The following is a 17,097-nucleotide window of genomic DNA, read 5'->3' on the forward strand; positions in this document are numbered from 1 at the left end:
GGGAGCGGCAAAACATGGCATTCCGTCTTTGGCAGGTCGGATTGGAGATTGGAAACGGCGCGGTGCGGGCCCTGGCGGTGCAACGCCGGCGAGGGGGATGGCAGCTTAGACATTGGTGGCAGCGCGCTTTGCCGGCGGCGTCGTTAAATGAGAGGGAGGGAAGCCCTTGCGACGGCGTCGGTCGGCTGCTGGCCGAGTGGCGCAAACAGTTGCCCGGTAGCATTTCGTTACGAGTTTGTTTGCCGGCTCATCTGTTTTCGCAGCGGCGGATCAAAGCGCCGGACCGGAGGCTGCGTGAACCGGAACGGGAATGGTATGTCGGCTCCCATGCCAAACGCCATTTCCCGGAGGACAGCGGCCCGCTGCTGTTTGATTACCAGAACGATCCCCTGGTGCCGAATACCCTGCTGGTCACCGCCGCCCGGCAAACCGCCGTAGCGCAATGGCAATCTTGCCTGTCCGCCGCCGGTCTTGATCCGCAGATCATGGATTTCATGCCGTGCGCCCTGCGTTGTATGGCCCGCCATGCCGAACTGGAGCGGAACGCCATGCTGATTCACGGGCTGGACGACGGCTGGTGCTGGATATCCCCTTTGTCCCGTCCTCTTGAATTCGGCTTCGTCCGCCGCGAGGACGCCTTAGACTTCGAGGCCTTGCGCCGGATAATCGGCCCGCCGCCGTCCGGCGAGAGGGGCGCGGTTTGCCCGGGCGCGTATTTTAGCAGCATTGCAGGCGCGGACGCGCCGAAGGACGCGCTTGCCTGGCCGCCTTTCGACACCTTCTGGCAGATATTTCCTCCCGTTCCGCCCCGGCCGCAGGCCTTTCTTATCGCCGGGGGCCTGGCGCTGCGCCTGGAGGATGCCTGATGTACCAGGTGAATCTGCTGCCGTGGCGGCAGCAACGCCGCCGCCGCAGGGCAATGGCGGCGGGGGCCGTGCTGGCGGCTGAACTGCTGCTGGCTCTCTGTATCACCGGCGGGTTGGCCCTGCGCTGGCGGGAAGAGCAGACGGTGCTGTCGGCGCGCCAGGCGCTGCTGCTGCGGCAGCAAGAACAGGCCCGGCGGCAGCGGCATGAGCACCAACAGCGGATGGATCAATGCGCACGGCTGCAGGATACCCTGGACCGTTGCCGGCGGAACCGGCTCGTTAACCAGCGATATCAGCGTTTTTTTCAACATCTGCCGGCGCTGTTGCCGCCGGGATTGTGGTTGACCTCGCTGCGCTTGCGGGAGGGTCGATTGTTGGCCGAGGGCTGTAGCCGGAGTTATGCCGCCATCGCCGAAACTGATAGCCGCTTAAGGCATCATCCCCCGCTGGAAACGGCGCATTGGCGTGAAATTACCCGTTTGGAGAACGGCCTGCTGCGATTTCAGCTGCAAGCCTCCTGGCCGGGGGAGGCGATAAAAGATGCGCCCCGCTGAACACTGGCCGTGGCGCGGGGGGGGCCTGTCCTGGCGGGGTTTGACATCGGCGCTGGCTGCGTCGGCGGCGGTTATCGCCCTCGGCGCGTTGCTGCTGCTCCGTCCCGGTCACAGCGCTCTGGAAGATACGCGCCGGGATATCCGGCAGCTTGAACACGCGCTGCTGCAGCACCGGCGCGCCATGGCCGAATGGCCGGCGCAGGCGCGGCTTGAAACGCGCATTTCATCAATCCAGCGCGATTTGGCCGCCTGCGAAACGGTGCGCCGGAAACCGGCTGTCTTTATCAGATCCATCGATCCCGGTGTTGGCGGGAAATTAACCTGGCGGGCCGCCCCGCTATCCCCCGCCGGGCACGACTGTCCCCGCCGCTGGACCGTGGCGGCGACCACGGATTATCCGGGGCTGCGCCTGATGTTAAAACGTTTGGCCGAGCTGTCGGGCGGTTTATCTCTGGCCTCTTTTGCGGTGGCGGCACGCGGGAGCGTCCTGGATATTGAGTTTGAGCTGGCGGAACCGGCGCCGGGGACGGACCATGGGAAATAGCCGTCGGCGGGGGGCGCTATTCATCTGGTTAAGCATCCTGCCATTGCCGCCAGGCGCCGCGCCGGTATCGGCGGAGCGGGCAAGCGCTGAACGCAATCCCTTTGCCCCGGAACCGGACATCCGGGCAGAACGGACCGACGGCGCGCCGGTAAAAGGATGGGTGGGAGATAGCGAATGCTGGCATCTTTGGACTACCGATAAGCAAGGCCGCTGGCATAAGCGCGAGGCGGAGGGGCCGGCCATTCCCCCTTTCGCCGCTGATTTTAACAAGCATGATTTTAACAAGGATGAAATACCGTGAAAGGACGCCGGTCAATTGCAGGATTGCTGTTTTTATTGTTGTCTATCGGGCTTTGCGCCGCGGAATCGCCCGCTGAATCTTCCGCCGGAAAAGGCAAGCCGGTGACGCTGGTGTTCGACGACGCCCCCATTCAACAGGTATTGCGGGCCCTGGCTGAGCATCAGCGGCTCAACCTGGTGGTAGCGCCGGGTATCAAGGGCAATATCAGCCTCAATCTGCATGGCGTGCCCTGGCAGCAGGCGGTGGACCTGATCGTCGGTTCCGGCCGCCTTCACCTGGAGCGTCGGGGAAATGTGTTGCTGGTTTATCCCGCGGAGCAGCTTGCCGCCCGCCAGGAGCAGCAGGCCGAAGCGCAGCGCCGGCGGGAAAGTGAACAGCCGTTATCCAACCGGCTGGTGACGCTGCAGCACGCGGATGCCGCCGAAGTGGCGAAAAATATCGGGACATTGCGCAAAAGCCTTATGTCGCCCCGCGGTACCCTGGTGCTGGACAAACGTACCAATTCATTGGTGTTGCGGGATACCGACGAGGCGCTGGCCAACGTGACCGACTGGATAAAGATCTGGGATTTGCCGCTGGAGCAGGTCATGATTACCGCCCATATCGTGACCATCAGCCGCGATAATTTACGCAATATCGGCGTCGACTGGCAACATTCCGCCGATATGGGGCGGCGAACGGCGAACATGGGGGTGAGTCTGCCCCTGGGGGAGCATTATGCCAGCATGGGGTTCCGTCTGGCGCGCCTGAGCGGTCGTTTGCTGGAACTGGAACTGACCGCCCTGGAACAGGAAAACAAGGTGGATATCCTGGCCAGCCCGCGGCTGTATACCGCCCATCAGCGCACCGCCAGCATCAAGCAAGGCACGGAACTGCCCTATCAGATGAAAAAGAGCAAAAGCAAAGGCTCGTCCATTCAGTTCAAAGAGGCGGTGCTGAAAATGGAAGTGACGCCGAAAATACTGCGCAACGGCAAGGTCACTCTCGATTTGCGCCTCAGTCAAAACGTACCCGGACAAATGCTCAAGCAAGGCGGCAATGAGGGTATTTCCATCGACATGGAGGAAATTAAAACCCAAGTGACCATTGCCGATGGGGAAACCATTGTTTTGGGCGGCATTTTCCAGCGCCAAAAACACGAAACCAAGGATAAAATTCCGCTGCTGGCGGACATCCCCTGGCTGGGACATCTGTTTAAACGCCAACAGGGACACTATAAACAGCGTGAACTGGTTATTTTTATAACGCCCACGCGAATATCAGGGTAAACTTGATTATCTCAATTTGGGCAAAATCGGGGCCTTAGCAACAAATTATGCGTTTTTTTCGCGATCAATTTGACGCTGTGACAGATTTCGCTTACAAGGGTAACCCATTGAGCATCGCTGTTTTTGCGTCACCTGTAATTTCGATAGCGATATCGGAATTCTTCCTTGCGGTGTGAGCATCGATTTAATCGGTTGCCAAACTACCCCGAGTGTTGAGATAATTTTTCGTCTGATTCTCGCACTATCGCTCATGAGGTTTCAGTTTAGGTCCCGCCGCTAATTTGATTGGCGGGGCGGGTTGTCATTAACGAATAATCTTAGTAATACCGAAAAACATGGCAGAGAAACGCAATATCTTTCTGGTTGGGCCTATGGGTGCCGGCAAAAGCACTATTGGGCGTCAGTTGGCCCAACAACTTAATATGGAGTTTTTCGATTCTGATCAAGAGATTGAGCGACGCACCGGGGCTGATGTAGGCTGGGTATTCGACGTGGAAGGCGAAGATGGCTTTCGCGATCGTGAAGAAAAAGTCATTAACGAACTTACTGAAAAACAAGGGATCGTATTGGCTACAGGCGGTGGATCAGTAAAATCGCGTGAGACACGTAACCGCCTTTCTGCCCGTGGTGTGGTCGTTTATCTTGAAACCACTATTGAAAAACAGCTGGCGAGAACCCAGCGCGATAAGAAACGCCCCTTGCTGCAGGTTGAAGCCCCGCCGCGCGAAGTACTGGAAGCGCTGGCCAGGGAACGCAATCCTTTGTATGAAGAAATTGCGGATGTCACCATTCGTACCGACGAGCAAAGTGCTAAGGTTGTTGCCAACCAAATCATCAATATGTTGGAAAGCAACTGATCTAGTGTGTAACGAGATGCCGAAAAGGTCATTAAGCACCCCATGGAGAGGATTACTGTAACATTAGGGGAGCGTAGCTACCCGATTACGATAGCAGCCGGGTTATTCAGTGACCCGGCTTCTTTCCTACCGCTGAAAAGCGGCGCTCAAGTCATGGTGGTGACCAACGAAACGTTGGCGCCGCTTTATCTTAATCCTGTCCGGGCGATTCTCGAACACGCCGGAATCATCGTCGATCAGGTGATATTGCCCGATGGCGAACAGTACAAAACGTTAGCCGTCCTGGAGCGGATATTCACCGCCTTGCTGGAAAAGCCGCACGGTCGCGACACCACGCTCATTGCCTTGGGCGGCGGCGTTATCGGCGATATGGCCGGCTTTGCCGCCGCCAGCTATCAGCGCGGCGTCCGGTTTATCCAGGTACCCACCACGCTGCTTGCTCAGGTTGACTCGTCAGTGGGAGGGAAAACCGCGGTTAATCACCCCCTCGGCAAAAACATGATAGGCGCCTTTTATCAGCCGGCCTCGGTGATCATCGATTTGGATTGCCTGCAGTCCCTGCCGCCGCGGGAATTATCCTCGGGCCTGGCGGAAGTGATCAAATACGGCATCATTTTGGACTATGCTTTTTTTGTCTGGCTTGAAGAGCATATGGACAGCCTGCTTGCTCTCGATCCCGATGCGCTGTCTTATTGCATCCGCCGCTGCTGCGAACTGAAAGCGGAGGTGGTCGCCGCCGACGAACGTGAAACCGGCCTGCGGGCTTTACTCAATCTGGGCCACACCTATGGCCACGCCATTGAAACCCATATGGGCTACGGTAATTGGCTGCATGGTGAAGCGGTGGCGGCGGGCATGGTGATGGCGGCGCATGCCGCCCGGCGGCTGGGGCAATTCTCCGCCGACGACCTGCTGCGGGTTACCGGATTGCTGGCGCGCGCCGGATTGCCGGTGGCCGGGCCGGAAGGCATGGCGCCGGAAGAGTACCTGCCGCATATGATGCGTGACAAAAAAGTTGTTTCCGGCAAACTGCGGTTGATATTGCCCCAGGGCCTTGGCAAGGCTGAAGTGCGTGCCGGCGTGCCCGATGATATCGTATTGGCGTCAATCGCCGATTGCCGCACCTGAATCAGCCTTCTTGTCCCGGTCCCCTATGGGGGAGGGAAGATTAAGCTGGTTTAATCGCTTTAACCCTCCGCCGGGCCTTTGCGCCCGGTGGAATAATCTCTCAGTTGGAGAGTTGTAAATGGATGAGTTCAAGTCGGAAGACGAACTGAGACCTGACAGCAGTGATCGCCGTCCCCCACGTCAACGGAAAGGCCCCTCGGTTCCTAAAGTCGCGATGTCCAGACAGCATATGATGATTGGCATCGGTATCCTGGTATTGCTGCTGGTGGTTATCGGCGTCGGCTCGGCGTTGAAATCGCCGACCCAGCCGGATGCCAGCCAGCAAAACCCGACGGCGGGTGAAAAGAATATCGATCTGTCCGGTTCCGCCGGTTCCTCCTCCGCGCCGTTGAATGGAACCGCGCCGGCGGCCAATTCCGCCAATCCGGATGCCAATAGTCCCGGCAGCGCCAACGGCGGGCTCTCCGCGCCATCCCAGGCCAACGGCGTTAACGGTACTGCTTCACCGTCCCAGGCCAACGGCGTTAACGGCGCTTCTTCGCAGCCGCAAACCCTGAACGCGCCCCCCATTGCCTCAACGCCGACCCAGGCACCGCCGGTTGTCGGCGCCGCGCCGCAGCACCGCATCGATTTGCCCGGCAATATGGCGGACGCGCTGTCGCAGCAAGGCAATCAGGTTAACGGCATGACCGAACAGATGAATAACGAGGGTTCCGCCTCGACCCTGCCCACCGCACCGGCCACGGTGGCGCCGGTGGGCAAGGAGCCGGCCCATAAATCCGGCGCGGTCAATACCTCCGTACCACCGGTCCACAAGGCGGCCAGGCCCCATGCCACGGTAGGCGCCAATGGACATGCAGTGGCCCCGGCTCCCATGGCCGCCGTCGGCCAGCAGCATAACCCCGCAACCGTCAGGAATACGCCTGCTGCGCCCGCCGGCAGGAATACCCACGCAGCGGTTGCCGGAAGGAATACAGCCGCCGCCGCGCCCGTATCCGCGCCTGTATCCGCCGGCGCCCTGGCTCCGGCAACGCCCGCCCATGCGTCATCTGGTGCCATCCAGACCGCTCCCGCCGGTTTCTACACCCTGCAGCTCAGCAGCGCTTCGCAGGCGGCGACTCTGAACGCCTATGCCCGCAAGCAGCAGTTGAGCCAGTACTGGGTCTATGAGACCCGCCGCGAAGGAAAACCCTGGTATGTATTGGTAAGCGGCGTTTATCCGACTTCGTCGCAGGCCAAGAGCGCGGTTGCGCAATTACCGGCTGATGTACAGGCTAATAAACCCTGGGCCAGGCAAATAGGCCAGGTCAAACAGGATCAGAACAAATAGTTCTTGAATTTAGCACTGATGTGCTGTCATAAACAGAGTACAATCCGCGGCTCTGAAGAGTGTATGAGTATCAATCGACGGCATGAAGAAGAACCGCGCGTTTTTAAAATGGGCTGGCGGTAAATATCCGCTAATAGAAGATATCCGCCGCCATTTACCGGCGGGCGATTGCCTTATAGAGCCTTTTGTCGGCGCAGGTTCGGTGTTTCTGAACACCGATTATGAGAAATATATTCTTGCTGATATCAATAGCGATCTCATCAACCTGTACAACATTGTAAAAGAGCGCACCGATGAATTCATCGGTGATGCTCGCCAACTATTTTATGCCGAGGCCAATACCCCGCAAATCTATTATTCGATGCGCAGCGAGTTTAACCTCTGTACTGATGCTTATCGGCGCGCGGTGCTATTTCTTTATCTTAATCGGCATTGTTACAACGGCCTGTGCCGTTATAATCTGAGCGGCGAGTTCAACGTTCCGTTCGGGCGGTACAAGAAGCCCTATTTTCCGGAAATCGAATTAAACTGGTTTGCCGAAAAGGCGCAAAGTGCGGTTTTCGTCTGCGAGCATTACCAGAAAACGCTGATGAAAGCCGAGTGGGGCTCGGTGGTGTATTGTGATCCCCCGTACGTGCCGCTATCGACGACGGCCAACTTTACGGCTTACCATACCAACAGTTTCAACAATATCGAGCAGCAGAACCTGGCGCGGATAGCTCATCAACTCGCCAGCGAAGTCCGGGTGCCGGTGCTGATTTCCAACCACGATACGTTGTTGACCCGTGAGTGGTACTGCGACGCGGTACTCCATGTGGTGAAAGGGCGTCGTACCATCAGCCGGAATATCCTGGGTCGTACCAAAGTGAATGAACTGCTGGCGCTGTATCATTATGCGGACCAGCAAGGAACGCCTGCGTCCGACCCTAACTGATTGGAGAAGCGGATGAAAAAATTCTTGATCGCCCCATCCATCCTGTCGGCGGATTTTGCCCGCCTGGGTGAGGATACCGCCCGGGTATTGGCGGCCGGGGCCGACGTGGTGCATTTTGATGTGATGGACAATCATTATGTTCCCAATCTCACCATGGGCCCGATGGTTCTCAAAGCCCTGCGGGATTTCGGCATTACCGCCCCTATCGATGTGCATCTGATGGTCAAGCCGGTGGACCGGATCATTCCGGATTTCGCCGACGCGGGCGCCAGTTACATTACTTTCCATCCCGAAGGATCGGAGCATGTCCACCGCTCCCTGCAGTTGATAAAATCTCACGGCTGCAAAGCCGGCCTGGTATTCAACCCGGCGACGCCCCTGAGTTATCTCGACTATGTCATGGATCAGCTGGATGTCATTTTGCTGATGTCGGTGAATCCCGGTTTTGGCGGACAATCCTTTATTCCCGGCACGCTGGATAAGCTGCGCCAGGTCCGCCGGCTGATTGACGACAGCGGGCGGGATATCCGTCTCGAGGTGGACGGCGGTGTCAAAGTGGATAATATCGGCGCCATCGCCGCGGCCGGGGCGGATATGTTTGTCGCCGGATCGGCGATTTTCGGCCATTCGGATTATCAGGAAATCATTGAGGCCATGCGCCGCGAATTAAACGGGATCAAACATGGCTGATGTGACGCGGATACGCGCCTTGGCATTTGACCTGGACGGTACGCTGACGGATACCGCGCCGGGATTGAGCAGCGCGCTCGATGGGGCGTTGCAGGCCCAGGGGTTGCCCGCGGCGGGGCAGGCGCGGGTCTCCACCTGGATTGGCAACGGCGCCGACATCCTGGTGGAGCGGGCGCTGAAGTGGGCGGGCGCAGAACCGGAAATCACGCTGTGCCGCCAGACCCGCCTGCTGTTCGACCAGTTTTACGCCCAGACGGTGGAGCAGGGCAGCCGGCTTTTCCCGCAGGTGAAGGCCACCCTGGCACGCCTGGCGGAGCAGGGATTCCCCATGGCGGTGGTGACCAATAAACCCACGCCCTTCGTCGCGCCTCTGCTGGCCTCGCTGGAGATTGACCGTTATTTCTCCCTGCTTATCGGCGCGGATGACGTGGCGGCGAAAAAACCCCATCCCGCGCCGCTCTATCTGGTGCTGGGCAAGCTGGGATTATATGTGAACGAACTGCTGTTCGTGGGGGATTCACGCAACGATATCATGGCGGCCAAAGCGGCGGGCTGTCCCTGTGTCGGCATGACCTACGGCTATAACTACGGCGAATCCATCGCTGACAGTCACCCGGACTATCTGCTGGATCATTTTGCCGATCTTCTGCCCGTCCTCGGGTTGCCAACTTTACATAATCAGGAAACATATAATGAGTAAGCCCATAGTATTCAGCGGCGCGCAGCCGTCGGGTGAATTGACCATAGGCAACTATATGGGTGCGCTGCGTCAGTGGGTTAACCTGCAAGACGATTACGATTGCATATATTGTATTGTTGACCTTCATGCCATTACCGTTCGCCAGGATCCCCTCAAGCTGAGAAAGGCCACGCTGGACGTGCTGGCCCTGTACCTGGCGTGCGGCATCGATCCCCAGAAAAGCACTATCTTCGTGCAGTCCCATGTGCCGGAGCATACCCAACTGGGCTGGCTGCTGAACTGCTATACCTACTTCGGCGAACTGAGCCGCATGACCCAGTTCAAGGACAAGTCGGCCCGTTATGCTGAAAACATCAACGCCGGCCTGTTCGCCTATCCGGTACTGATGGCGGCGGATATCCTGCTTTACCAGACCAACCAGGTGCCGGTGGGGGAAGATCAAAAGCAGCACCTTGAACTAAGCCGGGATATCGCCCAGCGCTTCAATACTCTCTACGGCGATATTTTTACCGTTCCGGAACCCTTTATTCCCAAATCCGGCGCCCGGGTCATGTCGCTGCTGGAACCGACGAAAAAAATGTCCAAGTCCGACGAGAATCGCAACAACGTCATTACCCTGTTGGAAGATCCCAAGTCGGTGGTGAAAAAGCTCAAACGCGCCATGACCGACTCCGACGAGCCGCCGGTGGTGCGTTACGATATAGCCAATAAGCCCGGCGTGTCCAATTTGCTGGATATCCTGTCCGGCGTGACGGGCAAACCTATCGCTGAGCTGGAACAGGAGTTCGCCGGAAAAATGTACGGCCATCTCAAGGGCAGCGTGGCGGATGCCGTTTCCGGCATGTTGATTGAATTGCAGCGCCGTTATCACGACTTCCGGGCGGACGAAGAACTGCTTAACCGGATTATGCGCGACGGCGCGGCCAAAGCCCGTGCCCGTGCCCGTGAAACGCTGGACAAAGTCTACGAGGCCGTGGGTTTTGTGGCGCATCCATGATCTGAATGCTGCACCGGCGTCCCAGGCGCGCTAAGATTGGAAATATCAGATCCACACCACTCGAGGCGCGCCGTGCAAATGCTTCCTTTGCAAAGAATCACCAACGTTCGTCTGCCCCAGCGTGAAGGCCTCTGGCAGATTGATATCGAACAAGAGCGGTTTCGCCAGATAAGCGCCGGCGGAACCGCCGGGCAAGCCCCCGCCGGGACCCTGGATGCCATGGGCGGACTGGCGGTGCCGCCCTTTGTCGAACCCCATATCCATCTGGATACCACCCAGACCGCGGGCTCCCCCCGCTGGAATCAATCCGGCACGCTGTTTGAAGGCATTGAGCGCTGGGCAGAGCGCAAAGCGCAGCTCACCCATGAGGATGTCAAACAGCGCGCCTGGCAAACGCTGAAATGGCAAATCGCCAACGGTATCCAATATGTCCGCAGCCATGTGGATGTGTCCGATCCCCATCTGACGGCGCTGAAAGCCATGCTGGAAGTAAAACGGGAGGTGGCCCCCTGGCTTGAGCTGCAGCTGGTGGCATTCCCGCAGGAGGGCATACTCTCTTATCCGCGGGGAGAAGAATTATTGGAAGAGGCGCTGCGTTTGGGCGCCGATGCGGTGGGCGCGATTCCGCATTTCGAATTCACCCGTGAATACGGCGTTGAGTCTTTGCATAAAGCCTTTGCCCTCGCGCTGCGCTATGACCGGCTGGTGGATGTGCACTGCGATGAAATCGACGATGAGCAGTCGCGCTTTGTGGAAACCGTGGCGGCGCTGGCCCTACGCCACCATATCGGCCCTCGGGTTACCGCCAGCCACACCACCGCCATGCACTCCTACAACGGCGCCTATACCGCGCGGCTGTTTCGGCTGCTAAAGCTCTCCGGCATTCATTTCGTGGCCAATCCGCTGGTGAATATCCATTTACAGGGGCGTTTTGATGATTATCCCAAGCGTCGCGGGGTCACCAGGGTCAAAGAGCTGATGGCGGCGGGCATTAATGTCTGCTTTGGCCATGACGACGTGTTCGACCCCTGGTATCCCCTGGGTACCGGCAATATGCTGCAGGTCCTGCATATGGGGCTGCACGTTTGCCAGCTTATGGGATACGAACAAATCAATCAGGGACTGGATTTGATCACGGTGAACAGCGCGCGAACCATGAACCTTGGCGATTATGGCATTGCCGTCGGACATGGCGCCAACCTGGTGATTCTGCCGGCGGAAAATGGCTTTGATGCCGTAAGACGTCAGGTTCCGCCCCGTTACGTTATCCGCCGCGGACGGATAATCGCCCAGACCGAGCCGGCACAATCCACCCTGTTTCTCGCAGATTCACCGGAAATCGTCGACTTCAAGCGTTAACTTCATCCAATTGCCGTTTCACGGCGTTGCCGATGGTTTTAACCGCCTGTTCGATGGCGGGGGTAAGGGCAAGCGCGTAGCTCAGGCGCATGCAGTGGCGGTACTTGCCGGATGCGGAAAAAATCGGCCCTACCGCAATTTGCACCCCCACCTGATCCAATTGGCGGTTCAGGCGCAGCGAATCGAAGTGCTCCGGCATTTCAATCCACAGCAAAAAGCTCCCCTGCGGCCTGCTTACCCGGGTTTCAGGCGGGAAATAGGTCTTGATCCAACCGGTCATGATGTCGCAGTTATGTTGATAGTGGGCACGCATCCGGCGCAAATGCTTCTGATATCCCCCCTGACGCACGAACTCGGCCACCGCCAGCTGCGGTTGCAGCGCGGTAGCGCCGGTACTGATGTATTTCATGTGGGTTGCCTGCTCCATGTACCGGCCGGGGGCAATCCAGCCGATACGCAGGCCGGGCGCCAGGGTTTTGGAAAACGAACTGCATAACAATACCCGACCGTCTTCATCCAGGGATTTGATGGTCACCGGCCGGGGATAGCGGTAGGCCAGATCGCCATAGACATCGTCTTCGATAATCGGCGTATCGTAGCCTTGCGCCAGCGTCAGCAACGCCTGTTTATGGCTGTCCGGCATGATATACCCCAGGGGATTATTGCAATTGGGCGTTACCTGAATGGCTTTGATCGGCCACTGTTCGAGAGCCAGCTCCAGCGCCTCCAGACTGATGCCGGTCACCGGGTCGGTGGGGATTTCCAACGCCTTGATGCCGAATGCTTTTAAAGTCTGGGTCACGCCATGGAAACTTGGCGAGTCCACCGCCACGATATCGCCGGGCTGGCACAGGGCATGAATGGCAATGGAGAGCGCCTCGTGGCAGCCGGAGGTGATCATGATATCCTCCCATGACAACAGGTTGCCGCTGTCCACCAGGAGGCGGGCGATTTGTTCCCGCAGGGCGGGAGCGCCGCAAATATCGCCATAGGCCATGCCGCGCAAATCCGGCTGCAGCGCGATGCGGCTCAGGGCCTTCATCAACGGCCTCAGGGTCGGCGAGCTGATATCCGGCATGCCGATCCCCAGATGCACCATGCCGTCCTCCGGATCCGCCCGCAGCAGTTTGAGCACCAAATCCCACTGGGAGATCTCGACCGGTCGCTGCGCCGGTCTGCTCATGGCCGGCAGCGCCGCTAATTCATGCTGCTGGCTGACAAAGTAGCCCGATTTCGGCCGCGCCTCGATCAGCTGCCGCTCTTCCAGTACCCGGTACGCCTGCTGAACGGTACTGATGCTCACTTCATGTTCCTGGCTTAAGGTACGCACCGAAGGCAGCCGCTCGCCGCAGGTGTATAAGCCCTGTTCTATGCGCTCGCCGATAATGCCGGCCAATTGATCGTAGCGTGTCATGCTGGTTCCATACAGATATAAGTGTACTTGTGAAAATCAATACAGATTGGCCCGGATAATACCATGACAGAAGATAAAAATGCGTATTGTATGGTAAAAATAATGGCTTTCTGAATCTGTACGGTGAGCGTCGATCCCTTCATCATAGTGGCAACATTTAACAAGGAGCAACCATGATGAAAACCCTGACAAAAACCTTCCAGGCCGTTCCTTTTTCATTACCACATCGCGCCGTGAACCCAATCCCGCAGCCTGATACGCTTTTCCGTCGGTTCATGGCCTGGAACCACCGTCGCCGCAATCGCGCCATTCTGATGCAATTAAACGACGATCAGCTGAAGGATATCGGGCTTTCCCGTGAGGATGTCCTGCATTACGGTGAAAAATAAACGGTTGTTGCCGCCTCATCGACTCCGAGCATGTTTGTCAGCAATCTGCTATCGCGGGCATGCTACTTGGCTCCGTGGCCGTACAGGCGGTGTTTGCTGACGAATCCCAGCAATAGGCAAAGAATGAACACTGCCAGATAGAGGCTGTTGGCGGTGGTCAACGCGGCTTTTGCGCCATATGACGCCACGATGGGCCCGGTGACCACAAACGTCAGCATGGTACCGACGGTGCCGCAGGTGAGGATAAAATTCACCAGTTTGGGCGACGTCACCCGGGTTTGCTGCGAACCCAGCGTAATGAGGGTGGTATAGATGGCGCTGGAGATAAATCCCAGTCCCAGCAGATAATAATGCAGGTGCGCCGGCCGATCGGTGGCGATAAACAGATACATGATGACTGCGGACAGCGCGGCAAGCAGGGTGACCATCCGCTGTAAATCCGTGAAACGCAGTACCGCGCTGAAAACCCACATCCCCAGCATATAGGCAATCCAGAATTGACTTACCAAACCCCCCGTCTGCTGTTGGCTCATGCCGAAGTTCAAGGCGGCGTATTCGGGTACCCAGGCGATAAACCCCAATTGGCCGAGGATATAGCATAACGCGGCGGCGCAGAGCAGCACAACTCCCAGTCCCCATTTCTCCTTTGACGACGGCTGCCCTCGCAGGGAGGCGTCTTGAGCGGCCGGCGCCGGAAACTCGGACAGCAGGGTCAGGATAAATATCGCCACATAGACCAGGCCGATACAGGCATACACCCAATACCAGGTAATATGCCGCGCCAGCATGACGCCGGCCAGCATGGGAAACAGCGTGCCGGCCATGCTGAAAAAGGAGTCGGAGAACAGCAGGCGCGCGCCCCGCTGGCGGCCGTCATAAAGATAGGTGATCAGATAGGTGCCGATGGACATGGTAATCCCGCTCACCACGCCTAATATAAAGATGGAAAATGAGAACAGGGCAATATTCCGGCCGCTCATCAATCCAAGCACCGCCACCGCCATCAGCACGAAACCGGCAATCAACTGCCGTTTCATGGGTATGATGGATATCAGCCAGGCATTGAGAAAAATCGATAACAGAATGCCGGAATTCAAAAAGGTGAAGGTGGAACCCATGCCGGATATCGGCAGATTAAAATAGTCGGCGATGTTGCCTAATACCACGCCGGTGACAATCACTAAGGCGCCGGTTAATCCATAAGAAAGAAAACTAATCCATGTTAGCCGCGAGCGATTGCTATTATTCATTATAAACCTGTGAAAATCATACGATGGATGGCTGGCGCCGGTGGCGCAAAAGAGATTGGTTTCAACCGATATGGCAGCATATCATACCATTACAGCGTTAATTTTGGAGCTAAAAGTCATTTCATCGGGGCGTATCAGCGTTTTTTACAAGAACGCCATGACGAATTTTTATGCCCTGTTACGTAAAAATAGGTAAATGGGTAGCGTTAGGCTGACACCCTCTTTAGAATCTAAGCGCTTCCTGTTGCCCATGTCTTTACAAAGGAACCTTTCATGCTGAAACAAAAACTGGCGACCGCCGCATTATTTTTTTCTCTCGCCGCTTTGTCCTCCTCTGCGCTGGCTGCGCAGAAAGAGACTCATGTACTGCTCACCACTTCCGCAGGGAAAATTGAGCTGGCTCTTGACAGCCAAAAAGCGCCGGTCTCGGTTGGGAATTTTCTCGAATATGTGAAGAGCGGGTTTTATGACAATACTATTTTCCATAGGGTCATCCCCGGCTTTATGCTGCAGGGGGGCGGCTTCAATAAAGATATGACGCAAAAGCCGACCCAGGCGCCGATCAAAAACGAAGCCGATAACGGTTTGCGCAATTTACGCGGCACCGTGGCCATGGCCCGTACCGCCGATAAAGACAGCGCCACCAGCCAATTCTTTATCAATATTGCCGATAACGCTTTTCTCGATCACGGGCAACGTGATTTCGGTTATGCGGTGTTTGGCAAAGTGATCAAAGGCATGGATGTCGCCGACAAAATTGCCCAGGCACCCACTAAAAATATCGGGCCTTATCAGAACGTTCCGACGAAACCCATCGTTATCCTGTCCGCCAAGATTCTGCCCTAACGTCCTTCGTCCCGCCAGGGGGGAACGGTCGCTACGGCCTTTTCCCCCTCATGCCCCTATCCCGTCCCCTTTCAGGCGAATCCGCCATTGCCGGTTATACCCGTCATACTTCAAGTTACAGGTACGTTGGCAATACTCGGCCCCTCCATGGGCCTCGCCCCTTCGGGGCCGCTGCAAGCAGCGATCAAATCTGCTCCTGGCAGATTTGTCCTCGCTCGCCCCAGTCACTTACTCGAGTAAGTGACTGGGGATAAATGAACCTCATCCCTGAGGTTCACCCTGCGGGCCAGCGCAAACGCTGTTCAAATCTGTTCCTGACAGATTTGTCGCGGCGTCGCCGTCTTCCTGCAGCTCGAATTATTTAGGGTATATACTTTAGGTAATTAACCGGGCCGATCGTTGACAGGGCTTCCCCATGAAAAAAATGACCGACAAGCAAAAAGCGCGATTATATCAGCAACGCCGTAATGAGAATTATAGAGAAAGCCAAAGGCTTCAAGGTTTTTCCGCCGAGCTGATCACCCTGACGCCACAAGAGGCGTTACGGCGAATCGACGAGCTCAGGAGCCATTATGAACGATAAATTCGGCGATGACCGCGATCCCTATTTTTACCCCGGCATCAAGGTGCTGCGCAATAAACTCAATATCCATGAGGCCGCCGGGCTGCTGGAGGCCGAACTGGCCTTGACGTCCCTGCGGGCCGCAACCCTTGAGCTGGGTACCGCCAAATTGGGGCTACCGTGGCTATGCGCCATTCACCATACCTTATTTCAGGATGTATACGATTGGGCCGGACAACTGCGGACGGTGGATATCTATCAAGACGATACGCGTTATTGCCACTTTGATTATCTTGAAAAAGAGGGCAATGCCGTGATGCAGCAACTGGAGGATGAAAATTACCTGCAAGGCCTGTCCAAGGAGGAAATATGCCCTCGTCTGGCTCAATATTATGCGGATATCAATATGCTGCACCCGTTTCGCGAAGGCAACGGCCGTGCGCAGCGGATATTTTTCGAGCAGTTGATGGTGCACGCCGGCTACGATCCCCGTTGGCGAACCGTTGAACGGGACGAATGGCTGGCCGCCAATCGGGCCGGCGCGGTTGGCGAGCTGGAACCGCTCACCGCCCTGTTCATGCGGGTGGTGAATGAGCCGGGAGAAACGGAGTAGCCGCGGCCGGCCCGCTGCATGACGCTACCCCTCAGAGGACGGCGACGCTTTGATGCTGTCGACCCGGTCCGGATAAAATGCGACATGGTTTTTGATGGCCGCCACCGCGTCGTAAGGGTTTTCATAAGACCAGACGGCGTTAACCGATCGCAGGCCGCCGGGAGTAATGCTGTAATAAGAGCAATCTCCTTTGTAAGGGCAATACGTGTGGTGTTCGGTGCGCGTCAACAGGGACATATCGATGTCTTCACGGGGGATATAATACACCGGCGGATAATCCGCCTCCCGCAGCGTTAACGCCTGCCGCGTATCGGCGATGGTTTTGCCGGCAACGGCCACCACAATATGCGAAGGGTTGGCCTCAACGGTAATGGGATGATCGGGGCCGGGAATCTTAACGGGCTTGGTAGTCATGGGACTCTCCTCTGCAAGACTGCATGTTATTGACCCCCATGGGCCTGAAAAACGAGTATGGAGTCGTTATCTCAGGGAGTC

Annotated in this window: 20 protein-coding genes; 17 read left to right on the forward strand and 3 right to left on the reverse strand. The window is 57.1% G+C overall.

The annotated features are described in order from the left end of the window. The first annotated feature begins 14 nt into the window (after window positions 1-14). The 13 genes from pilM (at window position 15) to ACL2XJ_RS10280 (ending at window position 11,528) form a co-directional block, all read left to right on the forward strand. Window positions 15-866, forward strand: a complete 852-nt coding sequence (gene pilM, locus ACL2XJ_RS10220; RefSeq protein WP_413726439.1) for a pilus assembly protein PilM — start codon at window positions 15-17, stop codon at window positions 864-866. Continuing rightward, a complete protein-coding gene (locus ACL2XJ_RS10225; RefSeq protein WP_413726440.1) occupies window positions 866-1,420 on the forward strand; it encodes a PilN domain-containing protein in 555 nt (184 codons plus the stop codon). Before pilM ends, ACL2XJ_RS10225 begins: the two co-directional genes overlap by 1 nt. Next, a complete protein-coding gene (locus tag ACL2XJ_RS10230; RefSeq protein ID WP_413726441.1) occupies window positions 1,407-1,964 on the forward strand; it encodes a hypothetical protein in 558 nt (185 codons plus the stop codon). Before ACL2XJ_RS10225 ends, ACL2XJ_RS10230 begins: the two co-directional genes overlap by 14 nt. Beyond that, the gene (locus ACL2XJ_RS10235) at window positions 1,954-2,265 is read left to right on the forward strand and encodes a hypothetical protein (protein ID WP_413726442.1); all 312 of its coding nucleotides are present in this window, start codon (window positions 1,954-1,956) and stop codon (window positions 2,263-2,265) included. Before ACL2XJ_RS10230 ends, ACL2XJ_RS10235 begins: the two co-directional genes overlap by 11 nt. Beyond that, complete coding sequence (gene hofQ / locus ACL2XJ_RS10240) at window positions 2,262-3,533, forward strand: DNA uptake porin HofQ (protein WP_413726443.1); 1,272 nt, start codon at window positions 2,262-2,264, stop codon at window positions 3,531-3,533. The genes ACL2XJ_RS10235 and hofQ overlap by 4 nt, the downstream gene beginning before the upstream one ends. Before the next feature lie 335 nt (window positions 3,534-3,868). Continuing rightward, the gene (gene aroK, locus ACL2XJ_RS10245; protein ID WP_131866394.1) at window positions 3,869-4,390 is read left to right on the forward strand and encodes a shikimate kinase AroK; all 522 of its coding nucleotides are present in this window, start codon (window positions 3,869-3,871) and stop codon (window positions 4,388-4,390) included. A 42-nt stretch (window positions 4,391-4,432) separates the two neighbouring features. Continuing rightward, complete coding sequence (gene aroB / locus ACL2XJ_RS10250; RefSeq protein WP_413726444.1) at window positions 4,433-5,518, forward strand: 3-dehydroquinate synthase; 1,086 nt, start codon at window positions 4,433-4,435, stop codon at window positions 5,516-5,518. Between the two features lie 118 nt (window positions 5,519-5,636). Further along, the gene (locus ACL2XJ_RS10255; protein WP_413726445.1) at window positions 5,637-6,848 is read left to right on the forward strand and encodes an SPOR domain-containing protein; all 1,212 of its coding nucleotides are present in this window, start codon (window positions 5,637-5,639) and stop codon (window positions 6,846-6,848) included. A gap of 82 nt (window positions 6,849-6,930) precedes the next feature. Beyond that, the gene (gene dam / locus ACL2XJ_RS10260; RefSeq protein WP_132923710.1) at window positions 6,931-7,782 is read left to right on the forward strand and encodes an adenine-specific DNA-methyltransferase; all 852 of its coding nucleotides are present in this window, start codon (window positions 6,931-6,933) and stop codon (window positions 7,780-7,782) included. 12 nt (window positions 7,783-7,794) lie between these two features. Next, on the forward strand, window positions 7,795-8,472 hold the full coding sequence (gene rpe, locus ACL2XJ_RS10265) for a ribulose-phosphate 3-epimerase (protein ID WP_132923709.1): 678 nt from the start codon (window positions 7,795-7,797) through the stop codon (window positions 8,470-8,472). Beyond that, window positions 8,465-9,172: a phosphoglycolate phosphatase gene (locus ACL2XJ_RS10270; RefSeq protein WP_132923708.1), complete on the forward strand. Its 708-nt coding sequence runs from the start codon at window positions 8,465-8,467 to the stop codon at window positions 9,170-9,172. Before rpe ends, ACL2XJ_RS10270 begins: the two co-directional genes overlap by 8 nt. Further along, complete coding sequence (gene trpS / locus ACL2XJ_RS10275; RefSeq protein ID WP_413726446.1) at window positions 9,165-10,169, forward strand: tryptophan--tRNA ligase; 1,005 nt, start codon at window positions 9,165-9,167, stop codon at window positions 10,167-10,169. The genes ACL2XJ_RS10270 and trpS overlap by 8 nt, the downstream gene beginning before the upstream one ends. Before the next feature lie 78 nt (window positions 10,170-10,247). Next, a complete protein-coding gene (locus ACL2XJ_RS10280) occupies window positions 10,248-11,528 on the forward strand; it encodes a cytosine deaminase (protein ID WP_132927901.1) in 1,281 nt (426 codons plus the stop codon). Here the strand turns inward: ACL2XJ_RS10280 and ACL2XJ_RS10285 are convergent. Next, window positions 11,518-12,942, reverse strand: a complete 1,425-nt coding sequence (locus tag ACL2XJ_RS10285; RefSeq protein ID WP_132923706.1) for a PLP-dependent aminotransferase family protein — start codon at window positions 12,940-12,942, stop codon at window positions 11,518-11,520. The two genes, ACL2XJ_RS10280 and ACL2XJ_RS10285, sit on opposite strands and share 11 nt — an antisense overlap. Window positions 12,943-13,115: 173 nt before the next feature. On the opposite strand from ACL2XJ_RS10285, the gene ACL2XJ_RS10290 reads away from it, so the two are divergent. Next, complete coding sequence (locus ACL2XJ_RS10290; RefSeq protein WP_243701472.1) at window positions 13,116-13,331, forward strand: DUF1127 domain-containing protein; 216 nt, start codon at window positions 13,116-13,118, stop codon at window positions 13,329-13,331. Window positions 13,332-13,393: 62 nt separating this feature from the next. On the opposite strand, the gene tsgA is transcribed toward ACL2XJ_RS10290, so the two are convergent. After that, complete coding sequence (gene tsgA / locus ACL2XJ_RS10295; RefSeq protein WP_413726447.1) at window positions 13,394-14,581, reverse strand: MFS transporter TsgA; 1,188 nt, start codon at window positions 14,579-14,581, stop codon at window positions 13,394-13,396. Window positions 14,582-14,854: 273 nt separating this feature from the next. Here tsgA and ppiA point away from each other — a divergent pair, with 273 nt between their 5' ends. The 3 genes from ppiA (at window position 14,855) to ACL2XJ_RS10310 (ending at window position 16,602) form a co-directional block, all read left to right on the forward strand. Next, entirely contained in the window at window positions 14,855-15,427 is a 573-nt protein-coding gene (gene ppiA, locus ACL2XJ_RS10300; protein ID WP_132923704.1) for a peptidylprolyl isomerase A, read from the forward strand. 415 nt (window positions 15,428-15,842) lie between these two features. Beyond that, the gene (locus tag ACL2XJ_RS10305) at window positions 15,843-16,010 is read left to right on the forward strand and encodes a YhfG family protein (protein WP_132923703.1); all 168 of its coding nucleotides are present in this window, start codon (window positions 15,843-15,845) and stop codon (window positions 16,008-16,010) included. Further along, window positions 16,000-16,602 carry a putative adenosine monophosphate-protein transferase Fic gene (locus ACL2XJ_RS10310; protein ID WP_413726448.1) on the forward strand — a complete coding sequence of 201 codons (603 nt, stop codon included), beginning with the start codon at window positions 16,000-16,002 and terminating at the stop codon, window positions 16,600-16,602. The genes ACL2XJ_RS10305 and ACL2XJ_RS10310 overlap by 11 nt, the downstream gene beginning before the upstream one ends. Before the next feature lie 24 nt (window positions 16,603-16,626). On the opposite strand, the gene ACL2XJ_RS10315 is transcribed toward ACL2XJ_RS10310, so the two are convergent. Next, window positions 16,627-17,016: a DUF427 domain-containing protein gene (locus ACL2XJ_RS10315; protein WP_203522969.1), complete on the reverse strand. Its 390-nt coding sequence runs from the start codon at window positions 17,014-17,016 to the stop codon at window positions 16,627-16,629. Window positions 17,017-17,097 lie beyond the last annotated feature (81 nt).

The organism is Sodalis sp. RH16 (genome assembly GCF_047324245.1).
Taxonomy (GTDB): domain Bacteria; phylum Pseudomonadota; class Gammaproteobacteria; order Enterobacterales; family Enterobacteriaceae; genus Acerihabitans; species Acerihabitans ligni.

What these genes read in the sequence shown, in the direction of transcription:
- rpe (WP_132923709.1), top strand. Translation starts at nt 7,795, where the DNA reads ATGAAAAAATTCTTGATCGCCCCATCCATCCTGTCGGCGGATTTTGCC.
- aroB (WP_413726444.1), top strand. Translation starts at nt 4,433, where the DNA reads ATGGAGAGGATTACTGTAACATTAGGGGAGCGTAGCTACCCGATTACG.
- ACL2XJ_RS10225 (WP_413726440.1), top strand. Translation starts at nt 866, where the DNA reads ATGTACCAGGTGAATCTGCTGCCGTGGCGGCAGCAACGCCGCCGCCGC.
- trpS (WP_413726446.1), top strand. Translation starts at nt 9,165, where the DNA reads ATGAGTAAGCCCATAGTATTCAGCGGCGCGCAGCCGTCGGGTGAATTG.
- ACL2XJ_RS10255 (WP_413726445.1), top strand. Translation starts at nt 5,637, where the DNA reads ATGGATGAGTTCAAGTCGGAAGACGAACTGAGACCTGACAGCAGTGAT.
- ACL2XJ_RS10290 (WP_243701472.1), top strand. Translation starts at nt 13,116, where the DNA reads ATGATGAAAACCCTGACAAAAACCTTCCAGGCCGTTCCTTTTTCATTA.
- aroK (WP_131866394.1), top strand. Translation starts at nt 3,869, where the DNA reads ATGGCAGAGAAACGCAATATCTTTCTGGTTGGGCCTATGGGTGCCGGC.
- ACL2XJ_RS10310 (WP_413726448.1), top strand. Translation starts at nt 16,000, where the DNA reads ATGAACGATAAATTCGGCGATGACCGCGATCCCTATTTTTACCCCGGC.
- ACL2XJ_RS10270 (WP_132923708.1), top strand. Translation starts at nt 8,465, where the DNA reads ATGGCTGATGTGACGCGGATACGCGCCTTGGCATTTGACCTGGACGGT.
- ACL2XJ_RS10305 (WP_132923703.1), top strand. Translation starts at nt 15,843, where the DNA reads ATGAAAAAAATGACCGACAAGCAAAAAGCGCGATTATATCAGCAACGC.
- tsgA (WP_413726447.1), bottom strand. Translation starts at nt 14,581, where the DNA reads ATGAATAATAGCAATCGCTCGCGGCTAACATGGATTAGTTTTCTTTCT.
- ACL2XJ_RS10235 (WP_413726442.1), top strand. Translation starts at nt 1,954, where the DNA reads ATGGGAAATAGCCGTCGGCGGGGGGCGCTATTCATCTGGTTAAGCATC.
- ACL2XJ_RS10285 (WP_132923706.1), bottom strand. Translation starts at nt 12,942, where the DNA reads ATGACACGCTACGATCAATTGGCCGGCATTATCGGCGAGCGCATAGAA.
- ACL2XJ_RS10280 (WP_132927901.1), top strand. Translation starts at nt 10,248, where the DNA reads ATGCTTCCTTTGCAAAGAATCACCAACGTTCGTCTGCCCCAGCGTGAA.
- ACL2XJ_RS10230 (WP_413726441.1), top strand. Translation starts at nt 1,407, where the DNA reads ATGCGCCCCGCTGAACACTGGCCGTGGCGCGGGGGGGGCCTGTCCTGG.
- pilM (WP_413726439.1), top strand. Translation starts at nt 15, where the DNA reads ATGGCATTCCGTCTTTGGCAGGTCGGATTGGAGATTGGAAACGGCGCG.
- ppiA (WP_132923704.1), top strand. Translation starts at nt 14,855, where the DNA reads ATGCTGAAACAAAAACTGGCGACCGCCGCATTATTTTTTTCTCTCGCC.
- dam (WP_132923710.1), top strand. Translation starts at nt 6,931, where the DNA reads ATGAAGAAGAACCGCGCGTTTTTAAAATGGGCTGGCGGTAAATATCCG.
- ACL2XJ_RS10315 (WP_203522969.1), bottom strand. Translation starts at nt 17,016, where the DNA reads ATGACTACCAAGCCCGTTAAGATTCCCGGCCCCGATCATCCCATTACC.